This window comes from Streptomyces sp. NPDC102437, from assembly GCF_044765565.1.
Lineage (GTDB): Bacteria > Actinomycetota > Actinomycetes > Streptomycetales > Streptomycetaceae > Streptomyces.
Genome location: NZ_JBIWKI010000024.1, coordinates 24,072 through 37,417, shown reverse-complemented (window position 1 = coordinate 37,417; position 13,346 = coordinate 24,072). Strand labels below are relative to the sequence as shown.

Sequence of the window (13,346 nt, the reverse complement as noted above, 5' to 3'; positions counted from 1 at the left end):
GCCGTCTCTCGTCCGAGACGGCCCGGGGCTCTTTCGTGCGTCCGTGCGTGCTACTTGTTGCGGCCGCGCTTCTCGCGGACCCGCACCGAGATATGGATCGGGGTGCCCTCGAAGCCGAACTCCTCGCGCAGCCGGCGCTCGACGAACCGCCGGTAGCCGTGCTCCAGGAAGCCCGAGGCGAACAGCACGAAGCGCGGCGGCTTGGTGCCGGCCTGGGTACCGAAGAGGATCCGGGGCTGCTTGCCGCCGCGGACGGGGTGCGGGTGGGAGGCGACGATCTCACCGAGGAAGGCGTTCAGCCGGCCGGTGGGGACGCGGGTCTCCCAGCTGGCGAGGGCGGTCTCGATGGCCGGGACGAGCTTCTCCATGTGCCGGCCGGTGACGGCCGAGACGTTGACCCGCGGGGCCCACGCGATCTGCGCGAGCTCCGTCTCGATCTCCCGCTCCAGGTAGTAGCGGCGCTCCTCGTCGAGCTTGTCCCACTTGTTGTACGCGATGACCAGGGCGCGCCCGGCCTCCACGGCCATGGTGATGATGCGCTGGTCCTGGACGCTGATGGACTCGCCCGCGTCGATCAGGACGACGGCGACCTCGGCCTTCTCCACGGCGGCGGCGGTCCGCAGCGAGGCGTAGTAGTCCGCGCCCTCCTGGAGGTGGACGCGGCGGCGGATACCGGCTGTGTCGATGAACTTCCAGGTGATGCCGCCGAGCTCGATCAGCTCGTCGACCGGGTCACGGGTGGTGCCGGCCAGCTCGTTGACGACGACGCGGTCCTCGTTGGCGACCTTGTTCAGCAGCGAGGACTTGCCGACGTTCGGACGGCCGATGAGCGCGATCCGGCGCGGGCCGCCGATCGCGGTGCCGAAGCGCTGCGCCGGTGCCTCGGGAAGCGCTTCGAGCACGGCGTCGAGCAGGTCGCCGGTGCCGCGGCCGTGCAGCGAGGAGACGGGGTGCGGCTCGCCGAGACCCAGCGACCACAGGGCGGTGGCGTCCGCCTCGCCGCTCTGTCCGTCGACCTTGTTGGCGCAGAGCACGACGGGCTTGCCGGCCCGGCGCAGCAGCTTGACGACGGCCTCGTCGGTGTCGGTCGCGCCGACCGTCGAGTCGACCACGAAGACGACCGCGTCGGACGCCTCGATGGCGTACTCGGCCTGGGCGGCGACGGAGGCGTCGATGCCCAGCACGTCCTGCTCCCAGCCGCCGGTGTCGACGACCTTGAAGCGGCGGCCCGCCCACTCGGCCTCGTAGGTGACGCGGTCGCGGGTGACGCCGGGCTTGTCCTCGACGACGGCCTCGCGGCGGCCGATGATCCGGTTCACCAGCGTCGACTTACCGACGTTGGGGCGGCCGACGACTGCGAGCACCGGCAGCGGTCCGTGACCGGCCTCGTCGATGGCGCCCTCGACCTCTTCGAGGTCGAAGCCCTCCTCCGCGGCGAGCTCCATGAACTCCGCGTACTCGGCGTCGCCAAGCGCTCCGTGCTCGTGGTCCGAGCCGTCGGAGTGAATCTGGTCGTTCATGAAGTCCGTTCCTCTTTGCATCATCATCGATGGGCCACGACTGCGCGGCCCACTACTCAAGTCTTACCTAGCGCCCGGTGAAACGCCTGGCCTCGTCCAGGTGGGCGGTCAGCCGCGCCTGGATCCGTACCGTCGCCTCGTCCAGCGCCTTGCGCGTACGCCGACCGCTGCCGTCGCCCGCATCGAACGCGTCGCCGAAGACGACGTCCACCCGGCTGCGCAACGGCGGCAGTGCCGATATCAACCGTCCGCTGCGCTCGGTGCTTCCCAGGACGGCCACGGGCACGATCGGCGCCCCGCTGCGCACCGCGAAGTACGCGAGTCCGGCACGCAGGGAGGCGAAGTCGCCCTCGCCCCTGGTGCCCTCGGGAAAGATCCCGAGCGCCCCGCCCTCCTCCAGCACGCCGAGGGCGTGGGTGATGGCGGTGCGGTCGACGGTCGTACGGTCCACCTTCAGCTGACCGATTCCACGCAGGAACGGGTCGAGCGGGCCGACGAACGCCTCCTTCTTGATCAGGAAGTGGACGGGCCGGGGCGCGGTGCCCATCAGCATCGGACCGTCGATGTTGTGCGAGTGGTTCACCGCGAGTATGACCGGTCCGGAGGCGGGGACCCGCCACGCACCGAGGACGCGGGGCTTCCACAGCCCGTACATCAGCCCGATGCCGATCCCGCGCCCGACCGCCGCTCCGCGCGGCGAGGGGCGGCCCGTGGCCTGGGTCACTTCGTGGCCCGCTTCTCCTCGACGAGGGTGACGACACACTCGATGACCTGCTGAAGGGTCAGCTCGGTGGTGTCCACCTCGACGGCGTCGTCCGCCTTGGCGAGCGGGGAGGTCTTGCGGCCGGAGTCGGCCGCGTCCCGCTTGATCAGCGCTTCCTTGGTGGCGGCGAGGTCGGAGCCCTTGACCTCTCCGCTGCGCCGGGCGGCGCGGGCCTCCGGGGAGGCGGTGAGGAAGATCTTCAGGTCGGCGTCGGGCAGCACCGTGGTGCCGATGTCGCGACCCTCGACCACTATGCCCCGCTCGGCCGCGGCGGCGATGGTGCGCTGCAGCTCGGTGATCCGGGTGCGCACCTCGGGGACCGCGCTGACGGCGCTGACCCCGGAGGTGACCTCCTGGGTACGGATCGGGCCCGAGGCGTCCTCGCCGTCGACGGTGATCGTCGGGGCGGCCGGGTCCGTGCCGGAGACGATGACCGGCTTGGAGGCCGCGGTCGCTACCTCCATCGTGTCCTGGACGTCGATGCCGTTGTTCAGCATCCACCAGGTGATCGCCCGGTACTGGGCGCCGGTGTCCAGGTAGCTCAGGCCGAGCTGCGCGGCGACGGCCTTGGACGTGCTCGACTTGCCGGTGCCGGAGGGCCCGTCGATGGCGACGATCACTGCGGCCGGGGCCGTACGGGTTTCCACGGTGGTGGACACCTTCCTGGTACACGGGGTGGGCGGGACGGGGGCGTGTGCGAACCCGCCCCGCACAAGGTTACCGAGTGTCGGGGCCGGCCTCCGCACCCCTGTGGACAACTGCCTCCCGGTCCCGCCGCGCCCCTGCCCTACTGCCGTATCGACCAGCCGCGCTCGCGCAGCGCCGCGCTCAGTGCGGGGACCGCGCTCGGCTCGACCATCAGCTGGACCAGACCGGCCTGCTGCCCGGTGGCGTGCTCGATGCGCACGTCCTCGACGTTGACCCCGGCCCGTCCGGCGTCGGCGAAGATCCTGGCCAGTTCGCCCGGCCGGTCGCTGATCAGCACGGACACCATCTCGTACGCGGTGGGGGCGCTCCCGTGCTTGCCGGGCACCCTGACCCGGCCGGCGTTGCCGCGGCGCAGGACGTCCTCGATGCCCTCGGTGCCCTCGCGGCGCTTGTCGTCGTCACCGGACTCCAGGCCGCGCAGCGCCCGTACCGTCTCGTCCAGGTCGGCGGCCACCCCGGCCAGCACGTCGGCGACCGGGCCGGGGTTGGCGGAGAGGATCTCCACCCACATCCGGGGGTCGGAGGCGGCGATCCGGGTGACATCTCTGATGCCCTGGCCGCAGAGGCGTACGGCGGTCTCGTCGGCCTCCTCCAGGCGGGCGGCGACCATCGACGAGATCAGCTGCGGGGTGTGGGAGACCAGGGCGACGGCCCGGTCGTGCGCGTCGGCGTCCATGACGACCGGGACGGCCCGGCAGAGCGCGACCAGCTCCAGGGCGAGGTTGAGGACCTCGGTGTCGGTGTCACGCGTCGGGGTGAGGACCCAGGGCCGGCCCTCGAACAGGTCCGCGGTGGCGGCGAGGGGGCCCGACCGCTCCTTGCCGGCCATGGGATGCGTGCCGATGTACGGCGTGAGGTCGAGGCCGAGCGCCTCCAGCTCGCGGCGCGGGCCGCCCTTCACGCTGGCGACGTCCAGGTAGCCGCGGGCGATGCCGTCCCGCAGGGCGGTGGCCAGGACCGTGGCCACGTGGGCGGGCGGCACGGCGATGATCGCCAGGTCCACCCGCTCCTCGGGCGCCTCGTCCGTACCGGCGCCCAGCGCGGCGGCGGTGCGGACCGACTGGGGGTCGTGGTCGACGAGGTGGACCCGGATGCCGCGCCCGGCGAGGGCGAGGGCTGCGGACGTGCCGACGAGGCCCGTTCCGATGACGACGGCGGTTCTCACTGGGCGATGTCCTTGCGGAGTGCGGCGGTGGCACCGAGGTACACATGGGCGATCTCGGACTTGGGAAGGTAGGTCTCGACGTGCGCGAGGACGCGCACCACGCGGGGCATGGCGCCCACGATGTCCAGCTCCTGGGCGCAGATCAGCGGTACGTCGACGATACCGAGCCCGCGTGCCGCGGCGGCCGGGAAGTCGCTGTGCAGGTCCGGGGTGGCCGTGAACCAGATGCTGATCAGGTCGTCCGCGACGAGGCTGTTGCGTTCGAGAACGGCGGTCAGCAGGGCGCCGACCTGCTCGTCCATGTGTCCGGCCTCGTCCCGCTCCAGCTGGACGGCTCCGCGGACCGCTCGTACCGCCACGTCGTGCTCCTCGGTTCTTCGTGCTCGATCTCTGCACGATCAGCCTAGAGGGGTGGCGGGGTGGGCGGTCCGGGGTGCTCTGTCCGTGAGACGGGGCGAGCACGCAGTCCTCTGCCGCTACGACGGAGCGCGCACACGGCCGCGGCCCGGGTCCTGCCCGGCCATGATCCGCCGGACCGGCCCCCGGGTCGCCTCCACTGCCGGTCAGAGCTGCTGCTCGCGGACCAGGTCCTCGATCGAGCGGCCCTCCGGCACCTCCCCCGACGGGGTCAGTCTGTCGACCGCGGTCGGCAGCGACCGGGCGATCTGGTCGGCCGCCTGTTCCGCGCTGACCCCGGCCTCCCGGGCGACCTTCCGCAGGGTCTCGTCCGGCAGCGCCTCGGCGATCTGGGCGCCGCTGACCGGCTGGTTCTCCCCTGTACCGACCCAGGAGTGGGCCTGGTCGACGAGGCCGGACCTGGTGAGCATCGCGATCAGCCCTTCGAGCGCGCCGCCGCCGCCCGCACCGCTCCGGCCGCCCTGGCCGTTGCCGAGCGCGCCCAGCAGCGCGCCGAGTATGTTCCCCGCACCGCCGCTCCGGTCGCTGTCGCCCAGCAAGCCGCCGAGCAGGCTGCCGAGATCGTTTCCTGCCATGGTTCTGCCTCTCCAGAGGGGATGATTTATCGACAATGTCGATCAGAACCGGGGCTTGTGCCACTTGAGCGCGGCACTCCGTGCCAGGGTGGCGACGCCGAAATACCCGGTGCGCCCCGGCCCCGCTCACGTACCCTCGCCGGCATGATCACCCCCGGCCCCGAGGCGCTCGTCCGCGACCACACGGTCTACTCCTGTGTGATGGGCTCGCGCGCCTTCGGGCTCGCCACGGAGGAGAGCGACACCGACCGGCGCGGTGTGTTCCTCGCGCCGACCCCGCTGTTCTGGCGGTTCGAGAAGCCGCCGACGCATGTCGACGGCCCGGAGCCGGAGCAGTTCTCCTGGGAGCTGGAGCGCTTCTGCGAGCTGGCGCTGCGCGCCAACCCCAATGTGCTGGAGTGCCTGCACTCGCCGCTGGTGGAGCACATCGACGACGTGGGCCGTGAACTGCTCTGCCTGCGCGGCGCGTTCCTGTCCCGGCTGGCCCACCGGACGTTCGTCCGCTACGCGTCGGGACAGCGCAGGAAGCTGGAGGCGGACGTACGGCAGTACGGGGCGCCGCGCTGGAAGCACGCCATGCATCTGCTGCGGCTCCTGAGCACCGGCCGGGACCTGCTGCGCACCGGCGAGCTCACGATCGAGGTGGGCGCGGCCCGCGACGAACTGCTGGCGGTGAAGCGGGGCGAGGTGACGTGGGAGGAGGTCGAACGCCGCATGAACCGCCTCACCGAGGAGAGCGAGGAGACCGCTCGGAACTCCCCGCTCCCCCCGGAGCCCGACCGGGCCCGGGTGGAGGACTTCCTGATCCGCACCCGCCGGGCGTCCGTGGACCGGCCTTAGGAGACCCCCGTCCACGGACCGGTCTCAGGAGACCCCCGCCAACCGCGCCCGCACCACGAGGTCGTGCAGCGCGTCGAACCCGCCGGCCGCCGCGGGAAGCCCCGATTCCGCCTGGGCCTCGTCCAGCACCCCGTGCAGCGCCTCGACGTCCCGCGACACCACCGCACCGTCCACCTCCCCCGCTCCCCCGTGCTCCGCCTCGGCCTTCGCCTCGATCAGCCCGGGCAGATACGCGGGCGCCGACACCTCCCCCAGGAGGGTCGGCAGATGGGCCCGCACCTCACCGCTGCGCATCAGGTGGATCCCGGTGAGCAGCGCCCGGAACGTGTACAGCAGCGGCTTCAGTTCACCGGTCTTCCCGAAGAGCCGCCACTGGGTGCCCGCGAACCCCCGGTAGTGGTGGGCGTGGTTGCGGGTGACCACGCCCGGCGCCAGCTCCACCAGTTCCGCGTGCGGCTCGCTGGTGTGCACGACCAGCGGCGAGAGCAGCTGTTCCAGCACGTAGCCGTTGGGCTTCAGCATCAGCCGGACGAACTTCCGCAGGTCATGCGTGACGAGATCCATCTCGACCCCGTCCCGGTCCCACATCCGCGAGCGCGTCTCCTCGGCCTCGCGCAGTCCCACGAGATCCTCCGCCGGCAGGAGATGGACCCCCCGAAGGTCCACATCCGAGTCCTTGGAGGGGAACCCGTACAGATGGGCCCCGGAGACCGTGGCGAAGAGCAGCGGGTGGCGTTCCCCGGCGAGGACCGGGCCGAGGTCGGTGACCGGCAGCCCGGCTTCACTGAGGTGCTTGGTGTCCATGCGCATGGATCAAGAATCCCAGAGCGCCCCCAGCGACAGCAGATCGCTTCGGTACTCGATCCGCTCCGCCCACTCCTTGGGCCAGGCCGCCGCCCCCAGGTGCGCCCCGGCGAACGCGCCGGTGAGGCAGCCGAGGGAGTCCGAGTCGCCCCGGGTGCAGGCGGCCCGGCGGAGTGCGGTGACGGGGTCCTCGGGGAAGAGGAGGAAGCAGTGCAGGGCCGTGGCCAGGGCTTCCTCGGCGATCCAGCCGTCGCCGGTCAGCTCGCAGGGGTCGGTCTCCGGGGACGGGTTGCGCAGCGCGTCCTGGACGCGGGCCAGGGCGGTGAGGCATTCGTCCCAGCCGCGCTGGATGTACAACTCGGGCGAGGAGTCGCCCGCGTACCGCCAGAGGTCGCCGAGCCAGCGGGTGAGGTAGCGGCCGCTGTTCTCGTACGCGTAACTGCGCAACTGGCCGATCAGGCCCATGGGTTCCGCCCCCTGCGCCAGCAGGTACACGGTGCGGGCCGTCAGGTCGGACGCGGCGAGCGCGGTCGGGTGCCCGTGGGTGAGGGCCGCCTGCAACTGGGCCGCGCCGGAACGCTGTTCCTCGCTGAGTCCGGGGACGAGTCCGATCGGCGCGACCCGCATGTTGGCGCCGCAGCCCTTGGAGCCGGTCTGACTGGCCTCCTGCCAGAGCCGGTCGCTGTCGAGCAGCCGGCAGGCAGTCATGCAGGTGCGGCCGGGGGCGCGGTTGTTGTCGGGCGAGTGGTACCAGTCGACGAACTCCTCGCGCACCGGGCGGGTCAGCCGCAGGGGGGTGAGCAGCCCGCGGTCCATGGCGGTGCGGATGCCCCGCCCCAGGGCCAGCGTCATCTGGGTGTCGTCGGTGACGTGCGCCGGCTTCGGCAGCCGCATCGTGCGCCACGGCCCGCACTTGGCGAGGATCGACGGGACGTTGTTGAACTCGGTCGGGAAGCCCAGTGCGTCGCCGAGCGCGAGCCCGGTCAGCGCGCCGGTGGCGGCCTGCTTGGTGATGGTCCTGGTCACGATCACGTGCTTCTTCCTTCCGGTCTCAGCAGTGGTGGGTGCAGGGCGGTAGCGGCACCCGCCCGGTAGAGCGCGGCGGGTTTCCCCCGTCCGCCGGTGCGGCGCGGCGATCCCTCCACGGCCTGGACGAAGCCGGGCGTGGTGAGGACCTTGCGCCGGAAGTTGGGCCGGTCCAGCTCGACGCCCCAGACCGTCTCGTACACCTGCTGGAGTTCCCCCAGGGTGAATTCGGGCGGGCAGAAGGCGGTGGCCAGACAGCTGTATTCGAGCTTGGCGCCGATCCGGTCGTGCGCGTCGGCGAGGATCCGGTCGTGGTCGAAGGCGAGCGGGCCGAGTGCCCCGGCGTCCCACCACTGGGCGCTGGCCGCGTCGCCGCCGCCGCGCGGTTCGGGCAGGTCGGGTACGAGTGCGGCGTAGGCGACCGAGACGACCCGCATCCTGGGATCGCGGTCCGGATCGCTGTAGGTGCGCAGCTGTTCCAGGTGGAGGGCGCTGACGGTGCCCTCGGTCAGTCCGGTCTCCTCGGCGAGTTCCCGGCGGGCGGCGGACTCGGCGGACTCCCGCGGCAGCACGAAGCCGCCGGGCAGCGCCCAGTGCCCCTTGTACGGGTCCTCGCCCCGTTCGACGAGCAGGACGTGCAGCCGGCCGTCGCGGACCGTGAAGACGGCGAGGTCGACGGTGACAGCGAAGGGTTCGAAGGCGTGCGGGTCGTAGCCTTCGGGGGCTTCGGGGCTCATCGGTGCTCCGGCAGGGGCGCGGCGAAGTTCCAGCTGTCGGCGAGCAGTGCGTCCACGGCGGCGACCGCGGTGGCCAGGCGTTCCTGACGGCCTCCGGTGAGCTCGATGAACTCCCTTCCGGTACGGGTGAGTTCGGCCCGGAAACGGTCGGTCATCCAGGGCCGCAGCTCCTCGCCGTCGCGCAGTCCGTCGTCCTCGAAGGCGACGCCCTCGTGGTCGGTGAGCAGCCACAGGTGGTGGCCGACCCGGTCCGCGGTCTCCTCGACGAGCGGGTTGCGTCCGCCGATGTACCGCTCGTGCCAGACGGTGGTGGCGAAGGAGTCGGTGTCGCAGAAGAGCACCGGCGACCCGGTGCGTGCGGCGGCCTCCTCCCTGTCGTTCTGGGTCCGGGCGATCAGCGGGAAGTCGTCGGTGGTGAAGCTGACGTCCTCCCACTGGGCCCCGGGCCACCGCTCGCGCAGGGCGGCCAGCTTCTGTTCGCTGAACTCCCGCCCGTACTCGGCGACGTATCCGGTTCGCGCCCAGACGCCGCCGCGCGCGCGGTAGTGGTCGGCGAGGGCGCGGGCCACGGTCGTGGTGCCGGTGGATTCCGCTCCGAGGACGACGACCCGGCGGGCGAGGGCGGCCCGTACGGGCGGCTCCAGGAAGTCCCAGCAGCCGACCGGGTCCTTGCGGACGGCGGTGCCGGAGACCGGGAAGACCGTGCGGTCGGGGTCGACGCAGACGGATTCGGCACCGAACCGGCGGGCGAGTTCGTCCCCGTACGACTCCGAGGTGAAGACGGCGTCCACCGGCTCCGGCACGGCCCCGGTGAAGACGGCCATGTGCGCGTCCCAGATCACCGGGTCGTGGAGGTCCATGCGGATGTCGTCCACGGCGCCGACGACCCTTACGTCCGGGTGCACCTCCCGCATCCAGGCCACCCGGTCGGCGAGCGGCACGGACTCGACGGAGGCGGCGCAGACCAGGACGGTCAGCCGTTCGCAGCGGTCCTGCGCGGTGCGGACGAGGTGGTGGTGGCCGGCGTGCGGCGGGTAGAACTTGCCGAGTACCAGCCCGTGCCCGAAGCGCTTCATGCCGCCACCTCCGCCGGCTGGAGCCGATGTCCGGCGAGATCACGCCTCCAGTTACGCAGGCCGAGCAGGCAGAGCGTCAGGAATCCGATGTACAGCAGCGAGGTCAGATAGAGCTCCTTGTACGCGTACAGCGGGATGTACACCACATCGGCGGCGATCCAGAGCCACCAGGACTCGACGAGCTTGCGGCACTGCCCGTACGTAGCCGTCAGGGACAGCGCGGTCGTCAGGGCGTCCCAGAAGGGCACGGTCGAGTCGGTGGCGTGGTCGAGCAGGGCGGTGAGGGCAACGGTCCCCACCGCCCCCGCCGCGAGCAGCCAGGTCCATTCGGTGCGCGTGGTGCGCCGCACCGGCAGGTCCGGTGAGCCCGGTCCACCCCCATGGGTCCAGGACCACCAGCCGTACGCGGCGAGGGCGATGAAGACGATCTGGAGGCCGGCGTCGGCGTACAGACCGGACTGGGTGAACAGCAGGATGAAGAAGATGTTGTTGGCGATGCCGATCGGCCAGTTGGCGAGGTGCTGGCGGGCCACGAGCCATACGCACAGCGCCCCGCTGCCGAAGCCGAGCACCTCGGTCCAGCTGACCGGGGTGTCGAGCACCGTCACCAGGGGTTGCTGCAGGGGATCGAGGAAATCCGCGAGACTCACGCCCGCCTCCTTCTTAATAGTCACTCTGACTATAAAGGTGGAAGGGGTGCAGGAAAAGGCCCGCGGCCGATTCCTGTTCGAAAATCGAAGACAGGAACCGGCCGCGGGCCGTGGAGCGTACGGAGGAGGGATGCCGGCAGGGCTACAGGCCGACCTCGCGCATCAGCATGCCCACCTCGGTGTTGGTGAGGCGGCGCAGCCAGCCGGACTTCTGGTCGCCCAGCGGGATCGGCCCGAAGGACGTCCGTACGAGCCGCTCGACCGGGAAGCCGGCCTCGGCCAGCATCCGGCGGACGATGTGCTTGCGGCCCTCGTGGAGGGTCACCTCGACCAGGTAGTTCTTGCCGGTGTTCTCGACGACCCGGAAGTGGTCGGCGCGGGCGTACCCGTCCTCCAGCTGGATGCCGTCCTTGAGCCGCTTGCCCAGGTCGCGCGGGAGCGGTCCCTGGATGGCGGCCAGATAGGTCTTCTTCACCCCGTACTTGGGGTGGGTCAGACGGTGGGCCAGCTCACCGTGGTTTGTGAGCATGATGATGCCCTCGGTCTCGGTGTCCAGCCGGCCGACGTGGAAGAGCCGCGTCTCACGGTTGGTGACGTAGTCGCCGAGGCACTGGCGGCCGTCCGGGTCCTCCATCGAGGAGACGACACCGGCGGGCTTGTTCAGCGCGAAGAAGAGGTAGGACTGGGCGGCGACGGTCAGACCGTCGACCTTGATCTCGTCCCGGTTCACATCGACGCGCATGCCCTGCTCGAGGACGATCTCGCCGTTGACCTCGACGCGCGCCTGCTCGATCAGCTCCTCGCACGCCCGGCGCGAGCCCATGCCGGCCCTGGCGAGGACCTTCTGCAGCCGCTCGCCCTCCTGCTCGGCGCCCGGGTGGGTCTTGGGCGTCCTGATGTCGGCCTTGCCCGCGTACCGGTCCCGGTTGCGCTGCTCGATCTTGGCGTCGAGCTCACGCGGACGGGACGGGGCACCGTACGGGGTACGGCGGCCACTGCTCCTGGAGCCGCCGGTCGCCGCCTTCGGGCCGCCCTTGGCGCCGCCGCGGGCCGCCGCGCCGCGACCCTTGCGGGTGCCTCCGTCGCCGCCCGGCTTGTCGTTGCCCACGTCGTAGCGGCGCTCCTCGGGGCGGGGCCGGCGGGGGCGCTGTTCCTGCTTGTCGTCACGCTCGGAGCCGGAAACCCGAGGCTTCGGGTTGCTGTTCCTGCCGCTGCCGAGGTTGTTCCTGCCGCCGCTCCTGCCGCCGCCGCTCCTGGCTCCGCCGCCGCTTCCGCTGTTCCTGCCACTGCTTCGCATCAAAAATCCGTCTTGTCGTCTGCGTGAGTATCCGGGGTGTCCGGTGCGTCCGGATCGAACGACGGCACACCCTCTAGCGTCTCAGCCTCGATCGCGTCCGCCTCGGGGAGGAAGGGCGCGAGCTCCGGGAGCTCATCCAGGCCGCGCAGGCCCATCCGCTCCAGAAAGTAGTTCGTCGTCCTGTACAGGATCGCACCTGTTTCGGGTTCCGCGCCCGCTTCCCCCACCAGCCCCCGCTGCAACAGGGTCCGCATGACCCCGTCACAGTTCACACCGCGGACCGCGGAGACCCTGGAACGGCTGACCGGCTGGCGGTACGCGACCACCGCGAGGGTCTCCAGCGCCGCCTGGGTCAGCCGGGCCTGCTGGCCGTCCAGGACGAAGCCCTCCACGGCCGCCGCGTACTCGGGACGGGTGTAGAAGCGCCAGCCGCCCGCCACCAGCCGCAGCTCGAAGCCGCGCCGCTGCACGGTGTACTCGTCGGCCAGCTCGCGCAGCGCGTCGGCGACGGCCCTGCGCGGCCGCTCCAGCACCTTGGCGAGGTGCTCCTCGGTGGCGGGTTCGTCGACGACCATGAGGACGGCCTCCAGCGCGGGCCTGAGATCGAGATCCGCGACGCCGGAGCCGCTCTTCTCCTGCTGACTCATGCCTTCCCATCCTCCTGGACGTCCCTTGCCCCGGTGTCGAACTCGTCCGTGACGACGGGCCCGGCCCCCTCTCCCCCGGCCCAGCGCACCATCAGCTCCGCGAGCGCCTCGTCCTGGTCGAGCGCGACGGCCTTCTCCCGGTAAAGCTCCAGCAGCGCGAGGAACCGGGCGACGACGGTGAGGGTGTCCGGGGCGTCCTCGGTGAGCGTACGGAAGCTGATCTCGCCCGCCTCCCGCAGCCGCGCCACCACGATCTGGGCCTGTTCCCGCACGCTGACCAGCGGCGCGTGGATGTGGTCGACGTACACCTGCGGCTCGGGCCTGGGCTGCATCGCCTTCACGGCCAGCGCGGCGAACCCCTGTGCCCCGATGCTGATCACGACCTCGGGCAGCAGCTCGGCGTGGTGCGGCTCCAGCCCCACGGTCCGCGGGAACCGCCGCCCCTCCGAAGCCAGCCGCTCGCTGAGGATGTCCGCGATGCGTTTGTACGCGCGGTACTGGAGCAGCCGGGCGAACAGCAGGTCCCGCGCTTCGAGCAGCGCCAGATCCGCCTCGTCCTCCACCTCGGCGGCGGGCAGCAGCCGGGCCGCCTTCAGATCGAGCAGGGTCGCGGCGACGACGAGGAACTCGGTGGTCTGGTCCAGGTCCCAGTCCGGCCCCATGGCGCGGATGTGCGCCATGAACTCGTCGGTGACCTTCGACAGCGCGACTTCGGTCACATCGAGCTTGTGCTTGGCGATGAGCTGGAGGAGGAGGTCGAACGGCCCCTCGAAGTTCGCCAGCCGGACGGTGAACCGACCGTCGTCGGCGGGCCCGGGAGACCCTGGAGGCTCGGTGGGCCCTGGGCCCGCATCAGGCAACTCGGGCACTTCATGCGCCTCGGGCGCGGGCGGTACCTCCGGCGCCGCGGCTTCGGGCGCGGGCGGCGCAGGGGCCTGCGCCCCGGCCATCCCGCCGCCCACCGGCTCCGGCACGCTCGCGCCGCCCGGACCGCGCCCCAGGGGGCGGCGTGGGGTGCGGGCGGGCTCGTCGGTCGTCGGCATGAAATTCCAGGGGCAGCGGGATACGGGCGGCGGGCCGTGGCCCGTACGGAAGGGGCCTGGCCGCTCGTCCGGCGGCCG

General features: G+C 71.7%; 15 protein-coding genes. 1 reads left to right on the top strand and 14 read right to left on the bottom strand.

What is annotated here, in order from left to right; all coding sequences use genetic code 11:
- Nucleotides 1-50 precede the first annotated feature (50 nt).
- The 6 genes from der to ACIRJP_RS27355 form a co-directional block, all read right to left on the bottom strand.
- On the bottom strand, nt 51-1,520 hold the full coding sequence (gene der / locus ACIRJP_RS27380) for a ribosome biogenesis GTPase Der (RefSeq protein ID WP_072484253.1): 1,470 nt from the start codon (nt 1,518-1,520) through the stop codon (nt 51-53).
- Nucleotides 1,521-1,587: 67 nt separating this feature from the next.
- On the bottom strand, nt 1,588-2,244 hold the full coding sequence (locus ACIRJP_RS27375) for a lysophospholipid acyltransferase family protein (RefSeq protein WP_404179373.1): 657 nt from the start codon (nt 2,242-2,244) through the stop codon (nt 1,588-1,590).
- The gene (gene cmk, locus ACIRJP_RS27370; RefSeq protein WP_404179370.1) at nt 2,241-2,942 is read right to left on the bottom strand and encodes a (d)CMP kinase; all 702 of its coding nucleotides are present in this window, start codon (nt 2,940-2,942) and stop codon (nt 2,241-2,243) included. Before cmk ends, ACIRJP_RS27375 begins: the two co-directional genes overlap by 4 nt.
- Before the next feature lie 128 nt (nt 2,943-3,070).
- The gene (locus ACIRJP_RS27365) at nt 3,071-4,156 is read right to left on the bottom strand and encodes a prephenate dehydrogenase (RefSeq protein WP_404179367.1); all 1,086 of its coding nucleotides are present in this window, start codon (nt 4,154-4,156) and stop codon (nt 3,071-3,073) included.
- The gene (gene aroH / locus ACIRJP_RS27360; RefSeq protein WP_266736258.1) at nt 4,153-4,515 is read right to left on the bottom strand and encodes a chorismate mutase; all 363 of its coding nucleotides are present in this window, start codon (nt 4,513-4,515) and stop codon (nt 4,153-4,155) included. The genes ACIRJP_RS27365 and aroH overlap by 4 nt, the downstream gene beginning before the upstream one ends.
- Before the next feature lie 204 nt (nt 4,516-4,719).
- The gene (locus ACIRJP_RS27355) at nt 4,720-5,148 is read right to left on the bottom strand and encodes a YidB family protein (protein WP_404179364.1); all 429 of its coding nucleotides are present in this window, start codon (nt 5,146-5,148) and stop codon (nt 4,720-4,722) included.
- Nucleotides 5,149-5,292: 144 nt separating this feature from the next.
- On the opposite strand from ACIRJP_RS27355, the gene ACIRJP_RS27350 reads away from it, so the two are divergent.
- Nucleotides 5,293-5,988 (top strand): DNA polymerase beta superfamily protein, encoded by a 696-nt coding sequence (locus tag ACIRJP_RS27350; RefSeq protein ID WP_404179361.1) that lies wholly within the window; start codon nt 5,293-5,295, stop codon nt 5,986-5,988.
- A 24-nt stretch (nt 5,989-6,012) separates the two neighbouring features.
- Here the strand turns inward: ACIRJP_RS27350 and ACIRJP_RS27345 are convergent, their stop codons facing one another.
- From ACIRJP_RS27345 to ACIRJP_RS27310, 8 genes are all read right to left on the bottom strand, one after another.
- Nucleotides 6,013-6,798 (bottom strand): DNA polymerase beta superfamily protein, encoded by a 786-nt coding sequence (locus tag ACIRJP_RS27345; protein ID WP_404179358.1) that lies wholly within the window; start codon nt 6,796-6,798, stop codon nt 6,013-6,015.
- Nucleotides 6,799-6,801: 3 nt separating this feature from the next.
- On the bottom strand, nt 6,802-7,824 hold the full coding sequence (locus ACIRJP_RS27340; protein ID WP_404179355.1) for an ADP-ribosylglycohydrolase family protein: 1,023 nt from the start codon (nt 7,822-7,824) through the stop codon (nt 6,802-6,804).
- Nucleotides 7,821-8,555: an NUDIX domain-containing protein gene (locus ACIRJP_RS27335; protein ID WP_376623261.1), complete on the bottom strand. Its 735-nt coding sequence runs from the start codon at nt 8,553-8,555 to the stop codon at nt 7,821-7,823. The genes ACIRJP_RS27340 and ACIRJP_RS27335 overlap by 4 nt, the downstream gene beginning before the upstream one ends.
- The gene (locus tag ACIRJP_RS27330) at nt 8,552-9,631 is read right to left on the bottom strand and encodes an AAA family ATPase (protein WP_404179352.1); all 1,080 of its coding nucleotides are present in this window, start codon (nt 9,629-9,631) and stop codon (nt 8,552-8,554) included. The genes ACIRJP_RS27335 and ACIRJP_RS27330 overlap by 4 nt, the downstream gene beginning before the upstream one ends.
- Nucleotides 9,628-10,281: a nicotinamide riboside transporter PnuC gene (gene pnuC, locus ACIRJP_RS27325; RefSeq protein ID WP_404179349.1), complete on the bottom strand. Its 654-nt coding sequence runs from the start codon at nt 10,279-10,281 to the stop codon at nt 9,628-9,630. The genes ACIRJP_RS27330 and pnuC overlap by 4 nt, the downstream gene beginning before the upstream one ends.
- Nucleotides 10,282-10,423: 142 nt before the next feature.
- Nucleotides 10,424-11,578: a pseudouridine synthase gene (locus ACIRJP_RS27320; RefSeq protein ID WP_404179346.1), complete on the bottom strand. Its 1,155-nt coding sequence runs from the start codon at nt 11,576-11,578 to the stop codon at nt 10,424-10,426.
- Nucleotides 11,578-12,225 (bottom strand): SMC-Scp complex subunit ScpB, encoded by a 648-nt coding sequence (gene scpB, locus ACIRJP_RS27315; protein WP_404179343.1) that lies wholly within the window; start codon nt 12,223-12,225, stop codon nt 11,578-11,580. Before scpB ends, ACIRJP_RS27320 begins: the two co-directional genes overlap by 1 nt.
- On the bottom strand, nt 12,222-13,268 hold the full coding sequence (locus ACIRJP_RS27310; protein ID WP_404179341.1) for a segregation and condensation protein A: 1,047 nt from the start codon (nt 13,266-13,268) through the stop codon (nt 12,222-12,224). Before ACIRJP_RS27310 ends, scpB begins: the two co-directional genes overlap by 4 nt.
- Nucleotides 13,269-13,346 lie beyond the last annotated feature (78 nt).

Excerpts from the sequence above, each read along its gene's own strand:
- der (WP_072484253.1), bottom strand. The coding sequence starts at position 1,520 with ATGAACGACCAGATTCACTCCGACGGCTCGGACCACGAGCACGGAGCG.
- ACIRJP_RS27355 (WP_404179364.1), bottom strand. The coding sequence starts at position 5,148 with ATGGCAGGAAACGATCTCGGCAGCCTGCTCGGCGGCTTGCTGGGCGAC.
- ACIRJP_RS27350 (WP_404179361.1), top strand. The coding sequence starts at position 5,293 with ATGATCACCCCCGGCCCCGAGGCGCTCGTCCGCGACCACACGGTCTAC.
- ACIRJP_RS27345 (WP_404179358.1), bottom strand. The coding sequence starts at position 6,798 with ATGCGCATGGACACCAAGCACCTCAGTGAAGCCGGGCTGCCGGTCACC.
- ACIRJP_RS27335 (WP_376623261.1), bottom strand. The coding sequence starts at position 8,555 with ATGAGCCCCGAAGCCCCCGAAGGCTACGACCCGCACGCCTTCGAACCC.
- ACIRJP_RS27330 (WP_404179352.1), bottom strand. The coding sequence starts at position 9,631 with ATGAAGCGCTTCGGGCACGGGCTGGTACTCGGCAAGTTCTACCCGCCG.
- ACIRJP_RS27320 (WP_404179346.1), bottom strand. The coding sequence starts at position 11,578 with ATGCGAAGCAGTGGCAGGAACAGCGGAAGCGGCGGCGGAGCCAGGAGC.
- scpB (WP_404179343.1), bottom strand. The coding sequence starts at position 12,225 with ATGAGTCAGCAGGAGAAGAGCGGCTCCGGCGTCGCGGATCTCGATCTC.
- ACIRJP_RS27310 (WP_404179341.1), bottom strand. The coding sequence starts at position 13,268 with ATGCCGACGACCGACGAGCCCGCCCGCACCCCACGCCGCCCCCTGGGG.